The sequence below is a fragment of the Pseudomonas sp. BBP2017 genome, from assembly GCF_003024385.1.
Taxonomy (GTDB): domain Bacteria; phylum Pseudomonadota; class Gammaproteobacteria; order Pseudomonadales; family Pseudomonadaceae; genus Aquipseudomonas.
Map to the genome: position 1 here is coordinate 1 of NZ_PVZN01000028.1, position 21369 is coordinate 21369.

A 21369-nucleotide genomic window follows, 5' to 3' on the forward strand; every position below is an offset into this window, starting at 1 on the left:
AGCCCAGCCCAGCCCCAAGGATCATAGTCCCCGGGACACCGTGAAGAACCCCAAAAAAAATCCCCGACTCAGTCGGGGATTTTTTTATTGCTCGCGGATCAGTCTTCGCGGTAGCGGCGCAGCTTCAGCTGCTTACCGGCAACGCGGGTGTCCTTGAGCTTGGCCAGCAGACGTTCCAGGCCTTCTTCCGGCAGCTCGACCAGGCTGAAGCTGTCGCGCACCTGAATGCGACCGATTGCTTCGCGGGCCAGGCCGCCTTCATTAAGGATGGCGCCGAGCAGGTTCTTGGCAGCGATACCATCACGCGCACCCAGCGCGGTACGGCAGCGGGCACGACCTTCGCCCAGCGGCATTGGCGCACGACGCTCACGCTCGCCACGCTCACCACGCTCTGGACGCTCGCCAGTGCGCTCACGCGGGGTGTAGGTCGGAACCAGCGGCTGCTCTTTCTCGACAGCTTCCAGAGTCAGGGCCTGAGCGTTGGTGGCCTTGCGCAGCAGGGCTGCGGCCAGGGCACGCGGGCTGCAACCGATGTCGGCGGTCAGGCGGTCAAGCAGATCGCCATGGGTCGATTCAGCGTCAGCAACCAGCGGTGCCAGGCTGTTGGTCAGCTTCTTGATGCGCGCATCGAGAACGGCCTGGGCGTTTGGCAGACGAACTTCGGCAACCTTCTGCCCGGTAACACGCTCGATCACCTGCAGCATGCGACGCTCACGCGGGGTAACCAGCAGCAGCGCGCGACCTTCGCGACCGGCACGACCGGTACGGCCGATACGGTGAACGTAGGACTCCGGGTCGTACGGCATGTCAACGTTGAACACGTGAGTGATGCGCGGTACGTCCAGACCACGGGCAGCGACGTCGGTGGCGACGACGATGTCCAGACGGCCATCCTTGAGCGAGTCGATGACGCGCTCACGCTGGTTCTGGGCAATGTCACCGTTCAGCGCAGCGGCTTTGTAGCCTTTGGCTTCCAGGGCGCTGGCCAGGTCCAGGGTAGCTTGCTTGGTACGCACGAAGGCGATCAGCGCGTCGAACTCTTCCACTTCCAGCAAACGCAGGACAGCAGAAACCTTCTGGTCGGCGTGGACCATCAGGTGGGCTTGTTCGATCGCGGTGACGGTCTGGGTCTTGCTCTGGATCTTGACGTGCTTCGGTTCACGCAGATGACGTTCGGCAATGGCGCGGATCGAAGCTGGCAGGGTGGCCGAGAACAGCACGGTCTGACGGCTTTCCGGCATGGCCTTGAAGATCACTTCGAGGTCGTCCATAAAGCCCAGCTTGAGCATTTCGTCGGCTTCGTCGAGCACCAGGTGGTTGACGGTAGCCAGGACCTTCTCGTCGCGACGCAGGTGGTCGCACAGACGGCCAGGGGTAGCGACGACAATTTGCGCGCCGTTGCGGATTGCTTTCAATTGTGGGCCCATTGGGGCACCACCATAAACGGCCACCACGGTAACGCCCGGCATCTGCTTGGCGTAGGTTTCAAAAGCGGTAGCTACTTGCAGCGCCAACTCACGGGTTGGCGCCAGGATCAGGGCTTGCGGCTCGCGCTTGCTCGGGTCGATACGGCTCAGGATAGGCAGTGCGAAGGCAGCGGTTTTACCGGTACCTGTCTGCGCCTGACCGATCATGTCGTGACCGGCGAGAATAATCGGGATCGATTGCTGCTGAATGGCGGATGGCTCTTCGTAGCCGGTAGCCAATACTGCAGCAACAATGCTCGGATGAAGATCGAGAGCGGCGAAGCCGCCGGTTTCCTGGGTCATGGGTCTGCCTCTAAGTGCATCCGCAAAGACCCATGCTCCAAAGCTGCGCATGCCTTGTAAGACCCGAAGGTCACCCTGGCAGCTTTGTCGGCGGGGATTTGCGAAAACGATTGAAGAAAAAAAAGGAACGTCAAGGAGAGTCCGCGGGGCGGACGCGCAGCCGAAGCTGGCTTCGGGGAATTGCACTACCTAAACGAGGTCCGGTAAAAGACCGGCGCGTACTATACCTGATTTCGCAAATCACGGGAGATTTTTTTATTCCAACACGCCTGCGCCAGGCCACGTGACAACGGGCCTGGGATGCGAGGGTTGCAGGCGGCTGAATCGATTTTTTTTCGCCTGCTCCAGCGCGCGACTCAGGTGGCCGGGCGAATGGCGCCGATCAACGGCTGCAAAGAGTAACCCAGACGCGGCGCCAGCGCCTCTGCCCGGGCATTGAGGCCTTGCATGTCCAGTTCTTGGTCAAGGTCGGCCGGCACCATGATGATCACATTGCCCTCCTTGACTGGCAGCTCCCAGTAGTGGCGATGATAGAGACCGCGCAACAAGGCCGCGCCCAACGGCTTGCCATCATCACCGGCCCACTGGTTGATCACCAGCCAGCCACCGGGGTTGAGGCGCTTCTGGCAGTCTTCGAGAAAACGCCAGGCCAAATGAGCGACACCCGGACCGTGATCGGTGTACAGGTCGACGAAGATCAGGTCGGCGGCTTCGGCGCTGTCGAGCAACTCCATCGCATCGCCGATACGGATATACAGACGCGGGTCGTCATCCAGCCCCAGGTACTCGATGGCCAGGCGTGGCACATCCGGGCGCAACTCGATGGCTTCGACGTCTTCCAGCGGCAGGAACTTCAGACAGGCCTGGGTCAGGGTTCCTGCCCCCAGACCGAGGAACAAGGCACTCTCGGGCTCCGCATGGCACAGCGCCGCAACCAGCATGGCGCGGGTATAGTCATACTCCAGCCAGCTTGGATCGGCAGTGAACACGCAGCTCTGCTCAATTGCCTCGCCGAACTCGAGAAAGCGATAGTCATCGACTTCCAGCACGCTGATGGTGCCGTACTGATCCTGCACCTGGGCCAGCACCCGCTCTACCCGTTCCACTGTCATGCTGTCTCCCGGCTTACGCCGCTGCCCCAGGCAAAAACCGCCATTGTCCGTCAATGGCGCCAGTGCAACAAGGCGTGCGGCAACTGTTAACATGGCAGACAGCCCATTTCCGACCTGACCGAGCCCGTGATGAACCAACCCTGGAGTCCTGACAGCTGGCGCGCCTTGCCGATCCAGCAACAACCGACCTACCCTGATGCGGCGCACTTGCTCAAGGTCGAACAGACCTTGGCCAGCTACCCGCCGCTGGTTTTTGCCGGCGAAGCCCGGGAGCTGCGCCGACAGTTCGCCGAAGTCACCCAGGGCCGGGCCTTTCTGCTGCAAGGCGGTGATTGCGCGGAAAGTTTCGCCGAGTTTTCCGCCGCAAAAATTCGCGACACCTTCAAGGTACTGCTGCAGATGGCAATCGTCATGACCTTTGCCGCCGGCTGTCCGGTGGTCAAGGTCGGGCGCATGGCCGGGCAGTTTGCCAAGCCGCGCTCGGCGGGTGATGAAACCATCGGCGGGGTTACCCTGCCGGCTTACCGTGGCGACATCGTCAATGGCATCGGCTTTGACGAAAAGAGCCGGGTTCCCGACCCCGAGCGCCTGCTCCAGGCCTATCACCAGTCCACTGCCAGCCTCAACCTGCTGCGCGCCTTTGCCCAGGGTGGTTTTGCCGACCTGCACCAGGTGCACAAATGGAACCTGGACTTCATCGCCAACTCGGCCCTGGCGGAAAAATACAGCCAACTGGCCGACCGCATCGACGAAACCCTGGCCTTCATGCGCGCCTGTGGCATGGACAGCTCGCCGCAACTGCGTGAAACCAGCTTCTTCACCGCCCACGAAGCCTTGCTGCTGAACTATGAAGAAGCCTTCGTGCGCCGCGACAGCCTGACCAATGACTACTACGACTGTTCGGCACATATGCTCTGGATCGGCGACCGCACCCGTCAGCTCGACGGCGCCCATGTAGAGTTCCTGCGCGGGGTGAACAACCCGATCGGGGTCAAGGTCGGCCCGAGCATGAACACCGAAGAACTGATCCGCCTGATCGATGTGCTCAACCCGGATAACGACCCCGGACGCCTCAACCTGATTGTACGCATGGGCGCCAACAAGGTCGGTGAGCACCTGCCTGCGCTGATCCGTAGCGTCGAACGCGAAGGCCGCAAGGTGCTGTGGAGCTCCGACCCGATGCACGGCAATACCATCAAAGCCAGCAGTGGCTACAAGACCCGCGATTTCGCGCAGATCCTCAGTGAGGTCAAACAGTTCTTCCAGGTGCACCAGGCCGAAGGCAGCCATGCCGGTGGTATTCACATCGAAATGACCGGACAGAATGTTACCGAATGCATCGGCGGCGCCCGGCCGATCACCGAAGATGCCCTGTCTGACCGCTACCACACGCACTGTGACCCGCGGATGAATGCCGATCAGTCCCTGGAGCTGGCCTTCCTGATCGCCGAAACCCTCAAGCAAGTGCGCCGCTGACAGCACTGCGGGCCACCCCAAGGCAGAAGCGGCCTGTAACACAACCCCGCACTGAGCCCGCAATGCTGTTCATTTAAGAGAAGCGGGACAAGCCCGGTGGGAGCGGGCTTGACCCGCGATTGCGTTTTGTCAGGCAAATCGTATCGCGAGGCAAGCTCGCTCCCACCAAAGTGAACAGCATTACGCGCTGAGCCCGGGCTTCGTCGAGCAACGGCCGTTGCAGATGGGCGGCATTCACTGGCGAGCGCGGCGCGTCTGCGACATGGAAAAGGATTGAGTGGTGGGCATGCCCGGCGCCTGCAGAACAAGCCCACTCAACGTAGTAGAGACACCGTCATGGCGCGACTCATTTTTTCAGCGGGTCATCCCAGAATGGCCGCTCCACCTCCTGCAGCACATCGACTCGACTCATGCCGATATCGTGCAGCGCCGCATCACTCAGGCGCGCCAGTTCCATGCGCTGATGATGCAGTTGCCACCAGCGCGCCAATTGCCCTATGGCGTTGTGAAGCAGATGGGAGAACCCGCCGTGGTGCGGCTGGGGATACATCAGGTCCAGCGATTTCTGACCTTTCATCGTCTTGCCCTCCGTGTGGGATGACGACAGTGTCAGCGCAGGCCTAAGATCAATCCAACGAATGTTTCTTATGTCATACATCTAGGGGATTGATGCCATGTCCCAGTATCAGAGTATCGACTCAGACGTCCTGCGCACCTTCGTCGCCATCGCCGAGTACGGTGGTTTCACCCGTGCCGGTGAAGTGGTTAACCGCACCCAGTCGGCGGTGAGCATGCAGATGAAACGCCTGGAAGAGGACATTATCCAGCGCCAGCTGTTCGAGCGTGACGGCCGCCAGGTACGCCTGACCGCGGAAGGCCAGGTGTTGCTCGGTTACGCCCGGCGCATTCTCAAATTGCATGGCGAGGTGTTCAACACCCTGCGCATGCCGCACATGGTCGGCATGGTGCGGATCGGCACTCCAGACGACTATGCCATGCGCTTTCTGCCCGGCATTCTTTCCAGTTTTGCCCAGGCCTACCCGTTGATCCAGGTCGAGGTGCATTGCGAAAGCTCGCGCCAGCTGATGCAACGCCAGGATCTGGACATGACCATCATCACCTGCGAGCCTGGCCATGAAGTCGGCCAGTTGCTGCGCCGTGAGCGCGCCGTATGGGTCCAGGCCCAGGGATTCTGCCCCCACGAACACAATCCATTGCCGCTGGCCGTGTTCAACACCGACTGCTGCTGCCGGACCTGGGCCTGCAATGCCCTGGATGCGATCGAAAAGGAATACCGGATCGCCTACACCAGTGCCAGTACCCCGGCGATCATGGCGGTGGTCAGTGCCGGCCTGGCGGTCACGGCCCAGTTGCAGAGCCTGATCACCAGCGACCTGCGGGTGATCGGCGCGGCCGAGGGCCTGCCCGAGTTGCCGACCGCCAGTATCATGTTGCTGCGTAATAACAACAGTCAGTCACAAATGACTGACTGCATGGCTGACTACATCAGCGAAGGCTTCAGATCTTGAACGCCAGCATCAGCGCACAGAGTACGAGAAAGCCACAGAACAGCGAGCGCAGGAGTTTTTCCGACAAGGCGTGAGCCAGTTTCACGCCCCAACTTATGCTCAGCAGGCCACCCACCGCCAGCGGGATACCCATGTTCCACTGCACATGCTGATGAATACCGTAGGTCAGCAACGTCACTGCGGTACTGGGTGCGGCCAGAGCCAGCGACAGCCCTTGGGCAACTACCTGGGTGGTGCCGAAGACGCTGGTCAGCACGGGCGTGGCCAGCACCGCGCCGCCAACCCCAAACAATCCACCAAGCACGCCAGCGCCGCCGCCCAGCACGCCGAGCCATGGCCAAGGATGACGCAGTTCACCGCTCGGCTCGGCCTTACGCATGAACATGCGCGCCAGGTTCCAGACCGCCAACGCCACCAGAAACACGACAAACCCAAAACGCATGGACTGCGCATCGATACCCACGGCCCAGATCGAGCCAAGCCAGGCAAAGACAAAACTGGCGGCCGCCAGCGGCACAGCGTGCTGCAGCTCGATGCGGTTGCGTTGGTGATAGCGCCACAGCGCCAGCAATACGTTGGGTACCACCATCACCAGCGCTGTGCCCTGCGCCAGTTGCTGGTCGAGACCGAACAGCACGCCGAGCGCCGGAATCGCGATCAGTCCGCCGCCAATGCCGAACAGCCCGCCGACCGTCCCCAATGCAGCGCCCAGCGCTATGTACATTGCCCACTCGATCATTGCCGCCTCTGAAAAATTCCGATCGCTGCATGCTACCGAGCCGATGCTAGCGGGGAAACGCACAGCAACGCACAATGGCTTTGCCGATTACGCAAAAGCAGACCCTGCCAAATGAACCCGGATGCCCTCACCGAACAACTCAGTCTGTTTCTGGATGTACTGGAAACCGGTAGCTTTTCCGCCACCGCCCGCCGCCACCCGCTAACCCCTTCCGCCGTGGCACGCCGTATCGATGCCCTGGAAAGTGCTGTCGGCAGCCGTCTGTTCGTGCGCAGCACCCACGCCGTGCGTCCGACGCCGGCAGGCAACGCCTTTGCCGAACGGGCCCGGCGCATCGTCGAAGAACTGCGCCTGGCCCGTGCCGAGGCGGTGTCGTTGAGCAACGCCCCGGAGGGCCTGATCCGCATCGACGCACCGGCAGCGTTCGGTCGCCGCCATCTGGCCCCGGCCATCGCCGACTTTCTGGTGGCCTACCCCGGGCTCGATGTGCAACTGCGCCTGATCGACAGCTTCGTCGACCTGCACGGCTCGCACCTGGGCGAAGTCGATCTGGTGCTGCGCGCGGGCCCTTTGGCCGATACCCGCCTGGTGGCCACACCCTTGGCCTACATGGTGCGCATTGCCTGCGCCAGTCCTGCCTACCTGGCGGCCCGCGGGGTTCCCGCCAGCCCCGCCGAGCTGCCCGAGCATGACGGCCTGGACTGGGACGGCCTGGCCCCGCCGTTCGCCTGGCGTTTTGCCGTCGACGGTCAATTGCGCCTGTATCGTCCGACGCGCATGCGCATGAGCGCCAACAATGCCGAGACCCTGTTGTTCGGCGCCCTGGCCGGCCTGGGCATTGCCCACTTGCCGACCTGGCTGATCAGCGAATACCTGCTGCGCGGCGAACTGCTGCCGCTGTTCTGCGAAAACGGTCTGCCGGCAGCCGAATCCAGCGGCATTTATGCCTTGCGCCTGGAACATCAAACCAACTCTCGCAGCCGTTTGCTGCTCGAATTCCTCAAGAGCCGCTTCAGCCCCGTGCCGCCTTGGGACCTTGCCCTGCAAAGCGAGCTGCGCTGGTAATCAGCGTGCTAATGAACCGCGTGCTAAATTCAAAAGACTTAACGAACTAAAGGATGTACATGAACGCCGCCCCGAAAGCGCCTGCCCCCTGCGACGAACTGCGCCTGGACAACCAGGTGTGCTTCGCCCTGTACTCGACATCGCTGCTGATGACCAAAGTCTACAAGCCGCTGCTGCACAAGCTCGGGCTGACGTATCCACAGTACCTGGCGATGTTGGTGCTGTGGGAACAGGATGGCCTGACCGTCGGTGAAATCAGTCAGCGCCTGCTGACCGATCCGGGCTCGCTCACCCCGCTGCTCAAGCGCCTGGAAGCGGAAGGCCTGCTCAAGCGCACCCGCAGCCGCGAAGACGAACGGGTGGTTCTGGTGCAACTGAGCGAACAGGGCCGTGCCCTGCAACTGCGGGCCAAAGATATCCCCCACTGCATCCTGGCCGCCAGCGGCGAAAACCTTGAGCGCCTGCAACAGCTGCAGGCCGACCTCCTGGAACTGCGTGCCAGCCTGCAAAAAAGCCTCTGACCGCTATGCTGTGATTGACCGCTAGTAAGCTGGTCGAAATTTATCTTGCGCGCAAAATAATTGCGCGCTAAGTTAGCACCCGTACCCACTCAGCGCCGCGGCGCAACACACAAGCGAGGCTCAAGATGCAAAAGGTCACTCCTCTGTACATTGCCGAAGCCAAATCCACTGGCGGTCGCGACGGCAGCTCGCGCTCCAGCGATGGCAAGCTCGAAGTCAAGCTGAGCACCCCCAAGGAACTGGGTGGCGCGGGTGGTGAAGGCACCAACCCTGAGCAAATGTTCGCCGCCGGCTACTCGGCCTGCTTCATCGGCGCCCTGAAGTTCGTCGCCGGCCAGCAGAAAAAAACGCTGCCTGCCGACAGTTCGATCACCGCCAAAGTCGGCATCGGCCAGATCCCCGGGGGTTTTGGTCTGGATATCGACCTGAATATCGACCTGCCGGGTCTGCCACAAGCCGAGGCGCAAGCGCTGGTAGACGCAGCCCACCAGGTCTGCCCGTACTCCAACGCTACCCGCGGCAACGTTGATGTGCGCTTGCACGTCAGCGTCTGAGGTAAATCCCAGGCATAAAAAAACCCGGCCAAGGCCGGGTTTTTTTATGCGAAACGCCAGTATTACTTGGCGCGGCCCTTGTAGGAGCCACCTTCGCGGGTATCGATCTCGATCATGTCGCCGATTTCGATGAAGTCAGCAACGCTCAGCTCGGTGCCGTTTTTCAGTTTGGCAGGCTTCATGACCTTGCCCGAAGTGTCGCCGCGCGCGGAACCTTCGGTGTAGTCAACCTGACGAACGATGGTGGTCGGCAGTTCAACCGAAACCAGACGGCCTTCGAAGAACACGGCTTCGCAGACGTCGGTCATGCCTTCTTCGATGAACGGCAGAACGGCCTCGATGTCTTCGGCGTTCAGCTCGTACATGGTGTAGTCGGTGGTGTCCATGAAGGTGTAGGTGTCACCGCTGATGAACGACAGGGTCGCTTCTTTACGGTCCAGGATCACGTCGTCCAGCTTGTCGTCAGCCGAGTAAACGGTTTCGGTCTTGTAGCCGGTCAGCAGGTTCTTCAGCTTGGTCTTCATGATCGCGCTGTTACGGCCCGACTTGGTGAATTCAGCTTTCTGAACCAGCCACGGGTCGTTGTCGATCCGCAGTACGGTACCGGGTTTCAGTTCTTTACCAGTTTTCATTGCGAGATATCCGAATTTGGATGGATTTACAAAAATCGAGGCCGCATATCATAGCCAATTTCGGTAAAACTGTACCAGCGCCGTGGCAAGGTCCGGCTGAGCGGCCTGCACGGCGCTCCAGCGGCGGGCGTGCCGATCGAGCTCGCCCCAGTGTTCAAGCACCTGTTGCCAGGCCTGCGCCATGTCGCGATCCATGTTCCAGGCACGCCACAAATCGACCAGCGCCGCTTTGGCTGGCAGCGACAATCCCTCGACGTAGTGATCGAGGAAGGCTTCGAGTTTTTCCCAATGGGCGTACTCTTCCTGGACATAGATGTGCCAGAGCAACGGCCGCCCTGCCCATTGCGCGCGAACGAACGAATCTTCACCGCGCACGGCATTGAAGTCGCAGCTCCAGAGCAGTCGATCGTAGTCATCCTGACTGACAAAAGGCAGGATCTGCACGGTCAGGGCGCCACGCTTTGCCAGCGTGCCCGCCTGCAGATCGCCTTCGCCCAGCCAAGCCTGCACATCTCCCAGAATACGTCCCTCGGGCACCAGCAGATGGTTGTCACGGCTGTCGGCGGCCAGCGCATCGAGCCAGCTGGCCAGGCTCGCATTCTCGTAGGCGAACAGTGAGATCAGGCGGGCACCGCTGGCCGGGATCACGCCCAGTCGCTGAAGAAATGCCTGACGCGCAGCCGGGTCTTGCTCGAACGCCGCGCGCCGCGCCAGCAGTGTGCCCTCTCGCAGCAGGCCACCGGTTCTAGCGGTAAAGCCCGGAAAGAAAAACACTTTGCGCAGGCCATTGGGCTGCGGTGAAGGCAAGCCATGGCAACCTTCGACCCAGCCTTCAGCGCTGAGGTACTCCAGGTTCAGCCACAGTGGCGGACGCGGGCAATCGAGCATTGCCTGCACATACGCAGCTGGCAGCTGACAGGCAAAAGCGCCAATGACCACATCGGCGACTGGCGTTGGCTGCCAGTCTGGCAGCCAATGACAGACCTCTACGCCCTGCTGCCATTGGCGCGGAGCCTGGATGTCCGCTTCAGGGCAGAGGCGGGCGAAGGCGCTGAGGTCATCCACCCACAGGCGCACCGCCAGCCTCTGCTCGGCGACCAGTTGCCGGGCCAGACGCCAGGTCACGCCGATATCGCCGTAGTTATCGACGACGCAACAGAAGATGTCCCAGTCCGCTTTCATCGCTGGCCCCTTGGAAAAAGCGCCGATTGTCCGGGTAAATCATCGCAGACAAAAGCGTGCCGCGAAAAAAACCCGTTGCAGCATGCGACAATGAACGCCCCTGACCTGGCCAGGAGGCCATCATGCCCCGCCCCGACGAACCGAGCTTCACCTTCAAGCCTGTGCAATTGACCCTGTGCATCGCCCTGGGTTTGTGGCTCGGCGCCGTTGCCATTGCCTTGAGCCTGTGGCTGGCCTGGCGCCTGCTGCCCGAAACAGTCCAGCCCGTGAGCCAGATGCTGATTCCGCCAGCCGCTACGCCAAGCCCTGGCGCCGCACCGGAACAGCAAAGTCAGATGTTCGAGCAGTACAAGCAGATCCTGCGTAACCAGGAACTGCAGCAGGCCGAGGAGCAGGCCGAAGGCAGTGTGCGTAATCTGTCCAACCCCAAGTGTCAGTTCTGGCTTCAGCAGAATCGCACCGCGCCGACCGAGAAGAGTCGCGCCCTCGTCCTGGAATTCTGTAACTGACGCCATGAACAAAGCCGACCTGCTGCAACGCATCATCGACACCCTGAGCTTCGACCTCGACGTGGCCCGGCGCGCAGCGCAGAGCGCTTATGAAGCGGCTACCGCCGAAGAGAACATCGCCGAAAACAAGTACGACACACTGGGGCTGGAGGCCTCCTACCTGGCAACCGGGCAAGCCCGGCGCATGGAGGAGATCCGCCAGGCACGGGCGGCGTTTCAGCAATTGGTGCTTCGCGATTACGACCCGGCCCGCGGCATTCAGATCAGCAACCTGGTGACCCTGGAAGCCGAGAACGGCAGCTGCCAGCGTCTGTTTCTCGGGCCTGAAGGCGCGGGATTGAAGATTGGCCAGGGGGAACAGCTGGTGACGGTGATTACCCCGCGTTCGCCGCTTGGACAGCGCTTGATCGGTAAAGGGGAAGATGACGAAGTCAGCCTGGACCTGGGTGCAAAGCACCAGCGCTTTGTGGTGATCGAAGTCAGCTGAGTGGCAGCGCACTGAACCGCTGCGCCAACCCTTGAGCGGCAAACTGCTCGATAATGAAATCGACAAACGCCCGCGTCTTGCCCGGCAACAGCTTGTGCTCGGCGTAGTACACAGAAATGTTGCCGTCATCCACATACCAGTCCGGCAACACCCGCACCAGACTTCCCGCCTGCAAGTACGGCACGGCAAACGGCATGCTCACCAGAGCCACCCCCAGCCCCTGCTGCGCCACCGCGCAGGCGGCTTCCGAATCGCTCATGGTCATGCGCAGGCAAATGTTCAGCGGTGCCTGTTCTTGCTGGCGATTGGTCAACGGCCAGCTGCGCACCCGTCCGGTTTGCGGTGAACGAATCAGAATGCCGTCCAACGCCTGCAGATCGTCTGGCTGGTGTATCAGCGGGTGACGCTCAAGAAACGCCGGGGCTGCCACCAGAATCCGGTGCGCGGGGGTCAGCTTGCGCGCGACAACGCCCTGGGGCAGATCAAATCCACCGCCGATCGCCGCATCGAACCCCTGACCAATCAGGTCGACCTGGCGATTATCAAAATGCCAGTCCGGGCTGATCGACGGATAGCGCTGCAGAAACCCGGCCAGCAGCGGCACGATGTACAAGCGCCCGAACGCGGTACCCATGCTCACCTTCAAGGTCCCGGCCGGCTGCCCTTCGGCGCTGGCGAGGTTGGCCACGGCATGCTGGATGGTCTGGAAGCTGCTGGCCACCTCGTCGAGAAAACGCTGACCGGCTTCGGTCAAGGTCAATCGCCGGGTGCTGCGCTGAAACAGACGCACACCCAGGCGCGCCTCCAGCCGGGCAACGTTCTTGCCCACCGCCGCAGGCGTCAGGCTCAGGCGCCGGGCCGCCTCGGCAAAGCTGCCGACTTCGGCGCTACGCACGAAGCATTCGATACTGCTGAAGGTTTCCACAGGCGCGATTCCATACTTCTGGTTTACACAGACTATAGCGATTGCCGGCTACTCAGTGGGTAATCCAGCGTCGATACTGAGCCGCATCCAAGGCATCCGGCCTTGTTCTTTCGGGAGCACAGCATGTCGACTCAAACTCGCCTCAACGGCAAAGTGGCCCTGGTCCAGGGCGGATCGCGCGGTATCGGCGCAGCCATCGTCAAACGCCTGGCCGCCGAAGGCGCCAGTGTCGCCTTCACCTACGCCAACGCCACCGAACAGGCTCAGGCGCTGCAACAAAGCATCATTGCCAGTGGCGGCAAAGCCTTGGCCATCAAGGCCGACAGCGCCGATGCCAGCGCGGTGCAGCAAGCCGTGGCGAATACGGTTGAGACCTTTGGCGGGCTGGACATCCTGGTCAACAACGCCGGTGTACTGGCCGTCGCGCCGCTGCTGGAGTTCGATCTCGACGACTTCGACCGCACCCTGGCCGTCAACGTGCGCAGCGTCTTTGTCGCCACCCAGGCCGCAGCCCGGCATATGGGTCAGGGCGGGCGCATCATCAATATCGGCAGCACCAATGCCGAACGCATGCCGTTTGCCGGTGGCGGCCCGTACGCCATGAGCAAATCCGCGCTGGTCGGCCTGACCCGCGGCCTGGCCAGGGACCTCGGCCCGCTGGGTATCACCATCAACAACGTCCAGCCAGGCCCGGTGGACACCGAGATGAACCCGGCCCATGGCGAGTTCGCCGAAAGCCTGATGGCTTACATGGCCGTGGGCCGCTACGGTGAAGTCGAGGAAATTGCCAGTTTCGTTGCCTACCTGGCGAGCCCCGAGGCGGCCTACATCACCGGTGCCAGCCTGACCATCGATGGCGGCTTCGCTGCCTGATGTACTCAGGCCCCGTCACGGCTGCCCGAGCTGCGACAACAGCCCGGGCAGCCGCGGTCTGCTTCAGGTGCATGCAACGATATATTTCCAAAATGGGTAAGATGAAAACGATAGATTGGCGTCATACTCGCGCAGTTCCGATACTGTCACGCCTTAACTGCCACTGATCGAGACGGTCCATGACCTCCCCTACTACCCCCTTGAGCCGCGGCCTGATCCTGCTGATGGCGACCGCTACCGGCCTTGCCGTGGCCAGCAACTACTACGCGCAACCGCTGCTGCACAGCATCGCCGAGCATTTCGGCCTGACCACCGCCAGCGCCGGGGCCATCGTCATTGCCGCGCAACTGAGCTATGGCGCAGGTCTGCTGCTGTTGGCGCCACTGGGTGACCTGTTCGAACAACGCCGGCTGATCGTCAGCATGATTGGCATCAGTACCCTGGGCCTGTTGATAAGTGCTTTCTCGCCGAGCCTGGCGTGGCTGTTGCTGGGGACCACGTTGACCGGTCTGTTCTCGGTGGTGGCCCAGGTGCTGGTACCGATGGCCGCGGGTTTGAGCGACCCGGGCCAGCGCGGGCGGGTGGTCGGCACACTGATGAGCGGGTTGCTGCTGGGCATCCTGCTGGCCCGCACAGCTGCCGGTTTCATGGCCGAACTGGGTGGCTGGCGCAGTATCTATCTGCTGGCTGCGGGGCTGATGGCGATCTGTGCCATTGCCCTGGCGCGTGCCCTGCCGGAACGCCAACAACACGCCGGGCTCAGCTATCCGGCATTGATTGGCTCGGTATTTCGCCTGTTCGTCGATGAGCCGGTCTTACGCCTGCGCTCATTACTCGGCTTGCTGGCCTTCAGCCTGTTCGCCCTGTTCTGGACCCCGCTGGCATTTCTCCTGGCGGCTGAACCTTACCAGTACTCGGACGCGGTGATCGGCCTGTTCGGCCTGGCCGGCGCTGCCGGAGCACTGTCGGCCAACTGGGCCGGGCGCCTGGCCGATCGCGGCAAGGGGCCGCTGGGTACCACCGTTGGCCTGCTGGCCCTGCTGCTGTCCTGGGTACCCTTGGGCTTCGCCCAGACGTCGCTGCTGGCCCTGTTGATCGGCGTGCTGTTGCTCGACCTGGCCGTGCAACTGGTGCACGTGAGCAACCAGAACGCCGTGATTGCCCTGCGCCCGGAAGCGCGCAACCGCCTCAACGCCGGTTACATCACCTGCTACTTCATTGGCGGTGCGCTGGGTTCGTTGCTCGGCACCCAGCTGTTCCAGAGCTATGGCTGGAACGGCATCGTTCTCGCCGGCCTGGCCATTGGCAGCCTGGCCTTGCTGGTCTGGGCCCTGGCCGAGCGCCAACGCAGTCTGCGGGCGCGCACGGCCTGACACACAGACCTCAGGCGACCCTCCGTCGCCTGAGGATTGACTTGTAGCGGCCCCAGGCGCTGAGTAGGGATTGGTCAACAGCCCTTTCAATCTGGATGGCACTATGACGAGACTCACGGTTCAGTCCGGCGATTTCTTGCAAGGTGAAGGCGAGTACCGCAATGGATCGCTCACACTCAAGACCTGCCGCAGCCCTTCCCCCGGAGAAAAAATCGCCCTTACCCGCATCAGCGAACTGATCGTCGCCAATCAGGAGTCCAGCCGCAGCCTGGGCAGCGCCTTGGGCTGGGGCATGGCCGGGGCCTTGGTGGCAGGACCGGTCGGCCTGATTGCCGGCCTGTGGCTGGGCGGCAAGGAAGAAGAAATCACCTTCCTGGCCACCTTCAAGGATGGCCGCAAGCTGATGGCGATCACCGACAAAAAGACCTGGTCGAAGCTCAACGGGCAGTGGCGCCGCCATACACAACCGGCGGCCAATCGCTGAATCGGCGTTCACTGGATTCGTTACATCGCTTGAAAGCACCCTGCTAAGATGCGCGCCCGCCCGACGCAATGTCGGCACGCGCGTCTGCTGCATGTGTTCAAGGAGCTTTCTGCATGACCCTGCCCCACCCTCGCCTGCCCTTGAGCCTGCTTGGCTTGAGCCTGGCGTTGCCTGCCAGCCACAGCCTGGCTCAAGACAGCATTACCCTGGCCCCGGTACAAGTCTCCGAGGTCTACAGCGAGGGTTATCAGGTAGAGCAAGCATCGCTGGCAGGTTTTGCCCCGGCGCCGCTGCTCGATACCCCGGCATCGATCGCGGTGTTCAGTGAGCAGTTATTGGCTGACCGCCAGGTGCGCAAACTCAGCGAAGTGCTGCAAAGCGACGCGTCGGTAGGCGAAAGCTATGCGCCGATCGGCTACTACGAAAACTTCAACGTGCGCGGTTTCGAACTCAATGCCGCCAGCAGTTACAAGATCAACGGCCAGACCATCGCCGGCGAACAGAACGTGGCGCTGGAGAACAAGCAGCAGGTCGAATTGCTCAAGGGCCTGTCCGGGTTGCAGAGCGGCGTTGCCGAGCCTGGCGGGCTGATCAACTACGTCACCAAACGCCCGGAGGATGTGCGCTCGGTGACGGTGTCGAGCAACGAACAGGGTGAGCGCTACATCGCCAGCGACCTTGGCGGCTGGTTCGGCAGCGAACGCCAGTTCGGCCTGCGCGCCAACCTCGCCCATGAAGATATCCGCTCTTACGTTGACCATGCCGACGGTAAGCGCGATTTCGCCGCCCTGGCCTTCGACTGGCAGATCAACCCAGATGCGCTGTTGCAACTGGACGCTGAGTACCAGCAACGCGAACAGCGTTCGGTACCGGGCTATCAACTGCTGGGCGGCACCAGCCTGCCCCACGATATCGACCCGCACGACCGCCTGGCCTATCAACAGTGGGCCAAGCCGGTCAGCATCGACTCACTGAACCTGGGTGGGCGCTTCGAGTATCGCTTCAGCGATAACTGGACCGGCAGCGTCAGTGCCTCACGCAGCAAGGTGGTGATCGACGATTACAGTTCGTTTGCCTGGGGCTCGAGCGAGGGCGCCTACTTCAGCAGTGCAGGCGACTATGACATCTATGACTACCGCAGCCCCGACGATACCCGCCGTACCGACGAAGCCCAGGCGGCACTCAACGGCCGCTTCGATGCCCTGGGCCTGGGCCACGAGTTGACGCTCGGCACCAGCGCCCAGCGCCGCACGCTTGACCAACGCCCAAATTTCATGGAATGGGTCGGTAACGGCAATATTTACCAGCAAACGCCAGAATGGCTGCCCTCCGACAAAACCGTTGGCTCCAGCACCCGTCGCCTGGACAGCCGTCAGTACGGCCTGTTTGCCAATGACCGGATCAGCTTCAATGAGCAGTGGCAGACGGTGCTGGGCGCACGCCTGGTGCGCCTGGACGAGAAGACTTTCGACCAAGATGGCAACCCTGGACGCCATACCCGCGACTATCAGCTATTGCCCAATGCAGCACTGATTTACAAACCGCGTGCGGACATCTCCCTGTACACCAGCTACAGCAAGGGCATCTCCTCCGGTGGCAGCGCGCCGTGGTTCGCCAGCAACAGCGCCGAGATCCTCGCCCCGACGCTGTCGCACCAACTGGAAGTCGGTATCAAGCGCGACTGGCAGCGCCTGAGCCTGAGCGCGGCGTTGTTCCAGCTGCGTCAGGCTTATCAATATTCCCGGCCGGACGGCGCAGGCAATTTCACTTACGTACAACAAGGCCAGCAGAAGAACATCGGCCTGGAACTGGGCGCCAGCGGCTGGTTGACCGAACGCTTGCAGATCAATGCCAGCGCCGCGGCCATCCGTGCCAGGGTGAAGAACAGCGGCACCGCTGACTATGAAGGTCATCAGGCGCTCAATGTGCCGAATTTCCGTGCCGCAGTGCAGGCTGATTACAGCCTGCCAATCCCCGGTCTGGCGCTGCTTGGCGGGGCACGCTACAGCGCCAGCAAGTACGCCAACCAGGCGGGGACGGTGGAGGTCGGCAGCTATGCGGTGTTCGATCTGGGTAGCCGTTACAGCACCAGAATCGCTGGCTACGACACGACGCTGCGGCTGATGGTCGATAACGTCTTCGACAAGCGCTACTGGCGCGATGCCGGGGAGTACCTGGGCGATGGCTATCTGTTCCAGGGCGCGCCGAGAACTGCGCGGGTGTCGGCTTCTGTGAGTTTTTGAGGGACTCAATGAGGCGATGCATTGAAGTGACAGTGCCCAGAGTAGGATAAGATGCCTGTAAATCAGGCTCGCTGTGAGTAGCCCCGCATGACAGATAACAGTCGGAACACCACCCGTCTGATCAAGAAGTACCCGAATCGCCGTCTGTATGACACGCACACCAGCAGTCATCTGACCCTTGCGGATATACGCCAATTGGTCATCGATAGAATCCCGTTCGAGGTGGTCGACGCGAAAACTGGCGAGGATCTGACCCGAAGTATTTTGCTGCAGGTGATTCTGGAAGCCGAAAGTGGCGGTGAGCCGATATTCTCCAGTGAGATGCTCATGGGGATTATCCAGTTCTACGGCCCCTACCAGAGCGTCCTCGGCAGCTACCTGGATAAAAGCATCCAGACAGTCATCGACATCCAGTCCCAGACCGGCGCTCAGTCCTCTGAAGCCTGGAGCGAGTTCATGCACCAGCAAGCACCGGTCATGCAGGATTTGATGCGCCAGTATGTCGACCAGTCAAAAGCCCTGTACCTGAACACCCAGAACCTCTTTGGCCTGTTCGGCGGCGGGCCGAAAAAAAATGGCGATGGGGAATAAACCCATCGCCATCAGTGTAACCGTTCTAATGTGACTTACTTGTTACCGCTTGTTGCCTTGCCTGCCTCTGGGGCGGCCTTCCCCGCTGCTGCAGTTGCTGCGGTTGCTGCGTCAAAACCGCTCTGGGCAACGTCAGCAGCCTGTTTTACGGCTTTCTGTGCGCTCTCAAAAACGGTGCCGGCATTGGCCAGCGATGTCTTGAACGCAGCCACAACAGGCTCGGAGCCAGCCGGCGCATTCTTACTGATCACTTCAACGAACTCGTGCACCTGCTTGGTGCCCGCTTCGACCTGAAGCGTGGTCAGCTTGGCGATTTCCGACTGGGTACCAACAATCAGCGCTTGTACCTGGCGATTGAACTCAGCCAGGCGTTCGGCTTGCACATTAGGTTTGGCGAAAGAAGCCTGGAGCTCAGCGAACCCTTGCGGATCACGAACTGCAAGCAGTTTGCGAAAACCGTCGAACTGCTCCTCGGTGGAGGCCTGCAGAGTCTTGAACTGCAATTGGGTGAGCTGTTCAACGCTGGCGAAGATTTTGCCGCTGATTTGCTGCAGGAGGTCGAGGTTGGCTTTCTGAGCGTCTTGCAATTTTTCCGAGTTGAAAAAAGACATGCTTGAATCTCCTGATTCTGAAAAGCCGACATGGGCCTGAGGACGCGATAGCGATCCTGCCGGTCATCGCGTTAGCCTTGATATTGCAGTGCACAAATTCGTTTGGCAATGATTTTTTGTGCGCTGCACAAAAAAACTTTTTCCTCCCGCAGCTATTCGCTATAGACTCCTGAAATCGAAAGGCCAGCCGAGCGCTCTTTGTTCTTAAGCTGGAGATGAGCTGCTTCTCATGCATAACGCCAGGAGATCACCATGGGCCAGGAAGACATTATTGCATCGCAATATGAACGACTCCCCTCTCAACGCGGCCCGTTCGAACACCTGAGTCATCTGCAACGCCTCAATACCCAGAACATTCTCCAGGCCTTGCACCAGCGCCAGAAAAAAACCCTCACACCTCTGCAGCAGGGTCAGCTCAGACTACCCACACTCACAGACTGGCAGGAGTACCTCGCCGACTTCAGTCAACGCAGCCTGCTGTTCTGGGACACCCTGCGCCAGCGCGGCGACAATACACTGGCCCATGAACGCGCCGGGTATCCGTTGCTGCTCAAGTTCGATCATGAAACCCTGATCGCAGGTGCTGATCTCCCACGCCCGGTCAACTATTCACTGTTGCGAATCCTCCCCGGGCCAACGCAAAAAATCGACAGTAACGGCCAGCCGGTGATCATCATTGACCCGCGCGGCGGCCACAGCTCGGGAATCGGCGGCTTCAAACAGGATTCGCTTTTAGGCGAAAGCCTCAGAGCCGGCCACCCCACCTATTTCATCTCTTTCAGTCACTCGCCACAGCCTGGGCAAACCCTGACCGATATCGTCCAAGCCCAGGCCCGGTTCATCGAAGTCGTCAGCAGCCTTCACCCGGCCAACAGCAAGCCGATCATCATCGGCAACTGCCAGGCCGGCTGGGCCTTGATGGGGCTGGCGGCAACACGGCCGGAACTGCCGGGATTGATCATTATCAATGGTGCCCCCTTGTCGTACTGGGCCGGTGTCAATGGACGCAATCCGATGCGCTATACCGCTGGCCTACTGGGTGGCGGCTGGATGGCTCGCCTGGGCAGCGACTTGGGCAATGACCGTTTCGACGGTGCCTGGCTGGTCAGCAATTTCGAAAACCTGGACCCGGCCAACACCTATTGGGGTAAGTACTACCAGTTATTCAGCCAGGTCGACAGCGAGGCTGCGCGCTTCCTCGACTTCGAACGCTGGTGGGGCAGCCCGACCTTGCTTAATGGCGAAGAGATCGAAATGATTGTCGATCAGCTCTTCATCGGCAACCAGTTGTCCGGCGGACTCGGCCGCAAGAGCGCCGGAATCGACCTGAAACGTATCGAAGCACCGGTGGTGGTGTTTTGCTCCTACGGAGACAACATCACCCCCCCGCAGCAGGCACTGAACTGGATCACCGATGCCTATCCCAGCGATCTCGCTTTGCATGACGCAGGACGCACCATCGTCTACTTGCGGCACGCCAGCATCGGCCATTTGGGTCTTTTTGTTTCCGGCAAAGTGGCGCGGCGCGAACACCGTGGAATGCTCGGCGCGGTCGAAACCCTCAAGGCGCTGCCGGCGGGGCTGTATGAAATGCTGATTGACGATCTGCCAACCTCCTCAGGCAGCGATGACATGCAATACCGAGTGCGTTTCGAATCAAGGCGAATCGCCGATATCCATGATGACGTCGAGCCGGCCCGTGATGACGATCGCGAATTCGCTCTGGTGGAGCGCGTCTCTGAAATCAACAGCGCGTTTTACGACGGGTTCATACGTCCGTGGCTGCGTCAGATCGTCAACGAGCCAATTGCCGAACTGTTGCGCAGAATGCACCCCTTCCATCAGCAGCAAGTGCTATGGAGCAGCTTGAATCCGGCGCTGTGGTGGTTAGCCGGGACCGCCTCCCAAGTGAGCAGTAATCGTCATCCTGCCCGCGAAGACAACCCGTTGCTGGCCTGGCAAGCGTTGTTTTCCAACCAGATGCAAAACGCCCTGGATGCATATCGCGATGTGCGTGACGCCACTCAGGAGCTGTGTTTTTACGGTATTTACAGCACGCTGAGTGCCCTCACCAGCAACAAGCCTGCGCGAAACCTCCAGGCTCATGCCGACCAGCTGGACCAGGCCCTGATCGAACGCCTGCAGGATGCGCTGCCTCATGGCGGCCCCCTGGAAGCATTGGTTCGGATTCTATTTTTACTGGGCCGCGACAGCGACAAGGCCGGCAAGGAAAGCATCGAGAAGCTGATCCAGCAGGTGCACCTGCAGGTCCTGAACTACAGCAATGAGCCCACTGCCCTGCGCGAAGCCATCCGATTGCAGAACCTGCTGGTTTTCGCCCACCCGCAAGAAAGCTTGCGCAGCCTTCCCTTGTTGCTACCAGAGGCCAAGGAGCGCCAACAAGTCTTGACGGCCGTTGGGCAATTGATGCCCGAACTGCTCACGACTAGCTACAGTTGCGGCGAATTCTGGCGCGAACTGCACGCGCTACTCGAAGTGCCCCTGCCAGGCTTTGACCTGACCCAACCGCCGGCTAAAACAGATGTTATCCAGCAGCAGGCCCCTTTGCAGCCATCCCCGCTTGCAGCAATGCTGCCGCCGGAAATCACACCGACGCCCGCCCCCGCCATCGAAGTCAAAGCCCCAAAGCGCAAAGCGAGAAACAGGACAAAAGGCCCCAAGCCTCAATGAACC

The 21369-nt window shown here is 61.0% G+C and carries 20 protein-coding genes and 1 pseudogene; 13 read left to right on the top strand and 8 right to left on the bottom strand.

Annotated elements, in window-relative coordinates:
- Positions 1-98: 98 nt before the first annotated feature.
- Both C6382_RS22825 and C6382_RS22835 read right to left on the bottom strand, forming a co-directional pair.
- Positions 99-1803: pseudogene (locus C6382_RS22825) on the bottom strand (DEAD/DEAH box helicase).
- A gap of 322 nt (positions 1804-2125) precedes the next feature.
- Entirely contained in the window at positions 2126-2881 is a 756-nt protein-coding gene (locus C6382_RS22835; protein ID WP_107026580.1) for a spermidine synthase, read from the bottom strand.
- A gap of 129 nt (positions 2882-3010) precedes the next feature.
- Here C6382_RS22835 and C6382_RS22840 point away from each other — a divergent pair, with 129 nt between their 5' ends.
- Entirely contained in the window at positions 3011-4357 is a 1347-nt protein-coding gene (locus C6382_RS22840) for a class II 3-deoxy-7-phosphoheptulonate synthase (protein WP_107026581.1), read from the top strand.
- A 346-nt stretch (positions 4358-4703) separates the two neighbouring features.
- On the opposite strand, the gene C6382_RS22845 is transcribed toward C6382_RS22840, so the two are convergent.
- A complete protein-coding gene (locus C6382_RS22845) occupies positions 4704-4934 on the bottom strand; it encodes a DUF1127 domain-containing protein (RefSeq protein WP_371919657.1) in 231 nt (76 codons plus the stop codon).
- A 97-nt stretch (positions 4935-5031) separates the two neighbouring features.
- Between C6382_RS22845 and C6382_RS22850 the strand changes: the two genes are divergently transcribed.
- Complete coding sequence (locus tag C6382_RS22850) at positions 5032-5886, top strand: LysR family transcriptional regulator (protein WP_107026583.1); 855 nt, start codon at positions 5032-5034, stop codon at positions 5884-5886.
- On the opposite strand, the gene C6382_RS22855 is transcribed toward C6382_RS22850, so the two are convergent.
- On the bottom strand, positions 5876-6625 hold the full coding sequence (locus tag C6382_RS22855; RefSeq protein WP_107026584.1) for a sulfite exporter TauE/SafE family protein: 750 nt from the start codon (positions 6623-6625) through the stop codon (positions 5876-5878). The two genes, C6382_RS22850 and C6382_RS22855, sit on opposite strands and share 11 nt — an antisense overlap.
- A 111-nt stretch (positions 6626-6736) precedes the next feature.
- Here C6382_RS22855 and C6382_RS22860 point away from each other — a divergent pair, with 111 nt between their 5' ends.
- The 3 genes from C6382_RS22860 (at position 6737) to C6382_RS22870 (ending at position 8765) form a co-directional block, all read left to right on the top strand.
- On the top strand, positions 6737-7690 hold the full coding sequence (locus tag C6382_RS22860) for a LysR family transcriptional regulator (protein ID WP_107026585.1): 954 nt from the start codon (positions 6737-6739) through the stop codon (positions 7688-7690).
- A 59-nt stretch (positions 7691-7749) separates the two neighbouring features.
- Positions 7750-8211, top strand: a complete 462-nt coding sequence (locus C6382_RS22865; protein ID WP_107026586.1) for a MarR family winged helix-turn-helix transcriptional regulator — start codon at positions 7750-7752, stop codon at positions 8209-8211.
- Between the two features lie 125 nt (positions 8212-8336).
- The gene (locus tag C6382_RS22870) at positions 8337-8765 is read left to right on the top strand and encodes an organic hydroperoxide resistance protein (protein ID WP_107026587.1); all 429 of its coding nucleotides are present in this window, start codon (positions 8337-8339) and stop codon (positions 8763-8765) included.
- A gap of 62 nt (positions 8766-8827) precedes the next feature.
- Here C6382_RS22870 and C6382_RS22875 read toward each other — a convergent pair whose 3' ends face one another.
- Together C6382_RS22875 and earP are read right to left on the bottom strand one after the other, a co-directional pair.
- Positions 8828-9397, bottom strand: coding sequence for an elongation factor P (locus C6382_RS22875; RefSeq protein WP_107026588.1), 570 nt, complete (start codon positions 9395-9397; stop codon positions 8828-8830).
- A gap of 48 nt (positions 9398-9445) precedes the next feature.
- A complete protein-coding gene (earP, locus tag C6382_RS22880; protein WP_107026589.1) occupies positions 9446-10579 on the bottom strand; it encodes an elongation factor P maturation arginine rhamnosyltransferase EarP in 1134 nt (377 codons plus the stop codon).
- 122 nt (positions 10580-10701) lie between these two features.
- On the opposite strand from earP, the gene C6382_RS22885 reads away from it, so the two are divergent.
- Together C6382_RS22885 and C6382_RS22890 are read left to right on the top strand one after the other, a co-directional pair.
- Entirely contained in the window at positions 10702-11088 is a 387-nt protein-coding gene (locus C6382_RS22885; RefSeq protein WP_107026590.1) for a hypothetical protein, read from the top strand.
- A 4-nt stretch (positions 11089-11092) separates the two neighbouring features.
- Positions 11093-11575, top strand: coding sequence for a GreA/GreB family elongation factor (locus tag C6382_RS22890; RefSeq protein WP_107026591.1), 483 nt, complete (start codon positions 11093-11095; stop codon positions 11573-11575).
- Here C6382_RS22890 and C6382_RS22895 read toward each other — a convergent pair.
- Positions 11568-12500 carry a LysR family transcriptional regulator gene (locus C6382_RS22895; RefSeq protein WP_107026592.1) on the bottom strand — a complete coding sequence of 311 codons (933 nt, stop codon included), beginning with the start codon at positions 12498-12500 and terminating at the stop codon, positions 11568-11570. The two genes, C6382_RS22890 and C6382_RS22895, sit on opposite strands and share 8 nt — an antisense overlap.
- A 123-nt stretch (positions 12501-12623) precedes the next feature.
- Here C6382_RS22895 and C6382_RS22900 point away from each other — a divergent pair, with 123 nt between their 5' ends.
- The 5 genes from C6382_RS22900 to phaR all read left to right on the top strand — a co-directional run bounded on the left by C6382_RS22900 (position 12624) and on the right by phaR (position 18064).
- Positions 12624-13373 (top strand): 3-oxoacyl-ACP reductase family protein, encoded by a 750-nt coding sequence (locus tag C6382_RS22900; RefSeq protein WP_107026593.1) that lies wholly within the window; start codon positions 12624-12626, stop codon positions 13371-13373.
- Between the two features lie 179 nt (positions 13374-13552).
- Positions 13553-14746 carry an MFS transporter gene (locus C6382_RS22905; RefSeq protein ID WP_107026594.1) on the top strand — a complete coding sequence of 398 codons (1194 nt, stop codon included), beginning with the start codon at positions 13553-13555 and terminating at the stop codon, positions 14744-14746.
- Positions 14747-14849: 103 nt separating this feature from the next.
- Positions 14850-15230, top strand: a complete 381-nt coding sequence (locus C6382_RS22910) for a hypothetical protein (RefSeq protein ID WP_107026595.1) — start codon at positions 14850-14852, stop codon at positions 15228-15230.
- A 113-nt stretch (positions 15231-15343) separates the two neighbouring features.
- Positions 15344-17473 (top strand): TonB-dependent siderophore receptor, encoded by a 2130-nt coding sequence (locus C6382_RS22915; RefSeq protein WP_107026596.1) that lies wholly within the window; start codon positions 15344-15346, stop codon positions 17471-17473.
- A gap of 87 nt (positions 17474-17560) precedes the next feature.
- Positions 17561-18064 (top strand): polyhydroxyalkanoate synthesis repressor PhaR, encoded by a 504-nt coding sequence (gene phaR / locus C6382_RS22920; protein WP_107026597.1) that lies wholly within the window; start codon positions 17561-17563, stop codon positions 18062-18064.
- A gap of 35 nt (positions 18065-18099) precedes the next feature.
- Here phaR and C6382_RS22925 read toward each other — a convergent pair whose 3' ends face one another.
- On the bottom strand, positions 18100-18675 hold the full coding sequence (locus C6382_RS22925; RefSeq protein WP_107026598.1) for a TIGR01841 family phasin: 576 nt from the start codon (positions 18673-18675) through the stop codon (positions 18100-18102).
- Positions 18676-18927: 252 nt separating this feature from the next.
- On the opposite strand from C6382_RS22925, the gene C6382_RS22930 reads away from it, so the two are divergent.
- On the top strand, positions 18928-21366 hold the full coding sequence (locus C6382_RS22930) for a DUF3141 domain-containing protein (RefSeq protein ID WP_107026599.1): 2439 nt from the start codon (positions 18928-18930) through the stop codon (positions 21364-21366).
- The last annotated feature ends 3 nt before the right edge of the window (positions 21367-21369 follow it).

Excerpts from the sequence above, each read along its gene's own strand:
- C6382_RS22890 (WP_107026591.1), top strand. The coding sequence starts at position 11,093 with ATGAACAAAGCCGACCTGCTGCAACGCATCATCGACACCCTGAGCTTC.
- C6382_RS22850 (WP_107026583.1), top strand. The coding sequence starts at position 5,032 with ATGTCCCAGTATCAGAGTATCGACTCAGACGTCCTGCGCACCTTCGTC.
- C6382_RS22875 (WP_107026588.1), bottom strand. The coding sequence starts at position 9,397 with ATGAAAACTGGTAAAGAACTGAAACCCGGTACCGTACTGCGGATCGAC.
- C6382_RS22930 (WP_107026599.1), top strand. The coding sequence starts at position 18,928 with ATGGGCCAGGAAGACATTATTGCATCGCAATATGAACGACTCCCCTCT.
- C6382_RS22925 (WP_107026598.1), bottom strand. The coding sequence starts at position 18,675 with ATGTCTTTTTTCAACTCGGAAAAATTGCAAGACGCTCAGAAAGCCAAC.
- C6382_RS22900 (WP_107026593.1), top strand. The coding sequence starts at position 12,624 with ATGTCGACTCAAACTCGCCTCAACGGCAAAGTGGCCCTGGTCCAGGGC.
- C6382_RS22870 (WP_107026587.1), top strand. The coding sequence starts at position 8,337 with ATGCAAAAGGTCACTCCTCTGTACATTGCCGAAGCCAAATCCACTGGC.
- C6382_RS22835 (WP_107026580.1), bottom strand. The coding sequence starts at position 2,881 with ATGACAGTGGAACGGGTAGAGCGGGTGCTGGCCCAGGTGCAGGATCAG.
- C6382_RS22860 (WP_107026585.1), top strand. The coding sequence starts at position 6,737 with ATGAACCCGGATGCCCTCACCGAACAACTCAGTCTGTTTCTGGATGTA.
- C6382_RS22905 (WP_107026594.1), top strand. The coding sequence starts at position 13,553 with ATGACCTCCCCTACTACCCCCTTGAGCCGCGGCCTGATCCTGCTGATG.
- C6382_RS22840 (WP_107026581.1), top strand. The coding sequence starts at position 3,011 with ATGAACCAACCCTGGAGTCCTGACAGCTGGCGCGCCTTGCCGATCCAG.
- phaR (WP_107026597.1), top strand. The coding sequence starts at position 17,561 with ATGACAGATAACAGTCGGAACACCACCCGTCTGATCAAGAAGTACCCG.
- C6382_RS22865 (WP_107026586.1), top strand. The coding sequence starts at position 7,750 with ATGAACGCCGCCCCGAAAGCGCCTGCCCCCTGCGACGAACTGCGCCTG.
- C6382_RS22910 (WP_107026595.1), top strand. The coding sequence starts at position 14,850 with ATGACGAGACTCACGGTTCAGTCCGGCGATTTCTTGCAAGGTGAAGGC.
- C6382_RS22845 (WP_371919657.1), bottom strand. The coding sequence starts at position 4,934 with ATGAAAGGTCAGAAATCGCTGGACCTGATGTATCCCCAGCCGCACCAC.
- C6382_RS22885 (WP_107026590.1), top strand. The coding sequence starts at position 10,702 with ATGCCCCGCCCCGACGAACCGAGCTTCACCTTCAAGCCTGTGCAATTG.
- earP (WP_107026589.1), bottom strand. The coding sequence starts at position 10,579 with ATGAAAGCGGACTGGGACATCTTCTGTTGCGTCGTCGATAACTACGGC.
- C6382_RS22855 (WP_107026584.1), bottom strand. The coding sequence starts at position 6,625 with ATGATCGAGTGGGCAATGTACATAGCGCTGGGCGCTGCATTGGGGACG.
- C6382_RS22915 (WP_107026596.1), top strand. The coding sequence starts at position 15,344 with ATGACCCTGCCCCACCCTCGCCTGCCCTTGAGCCTGCTTGGCTTGAGC.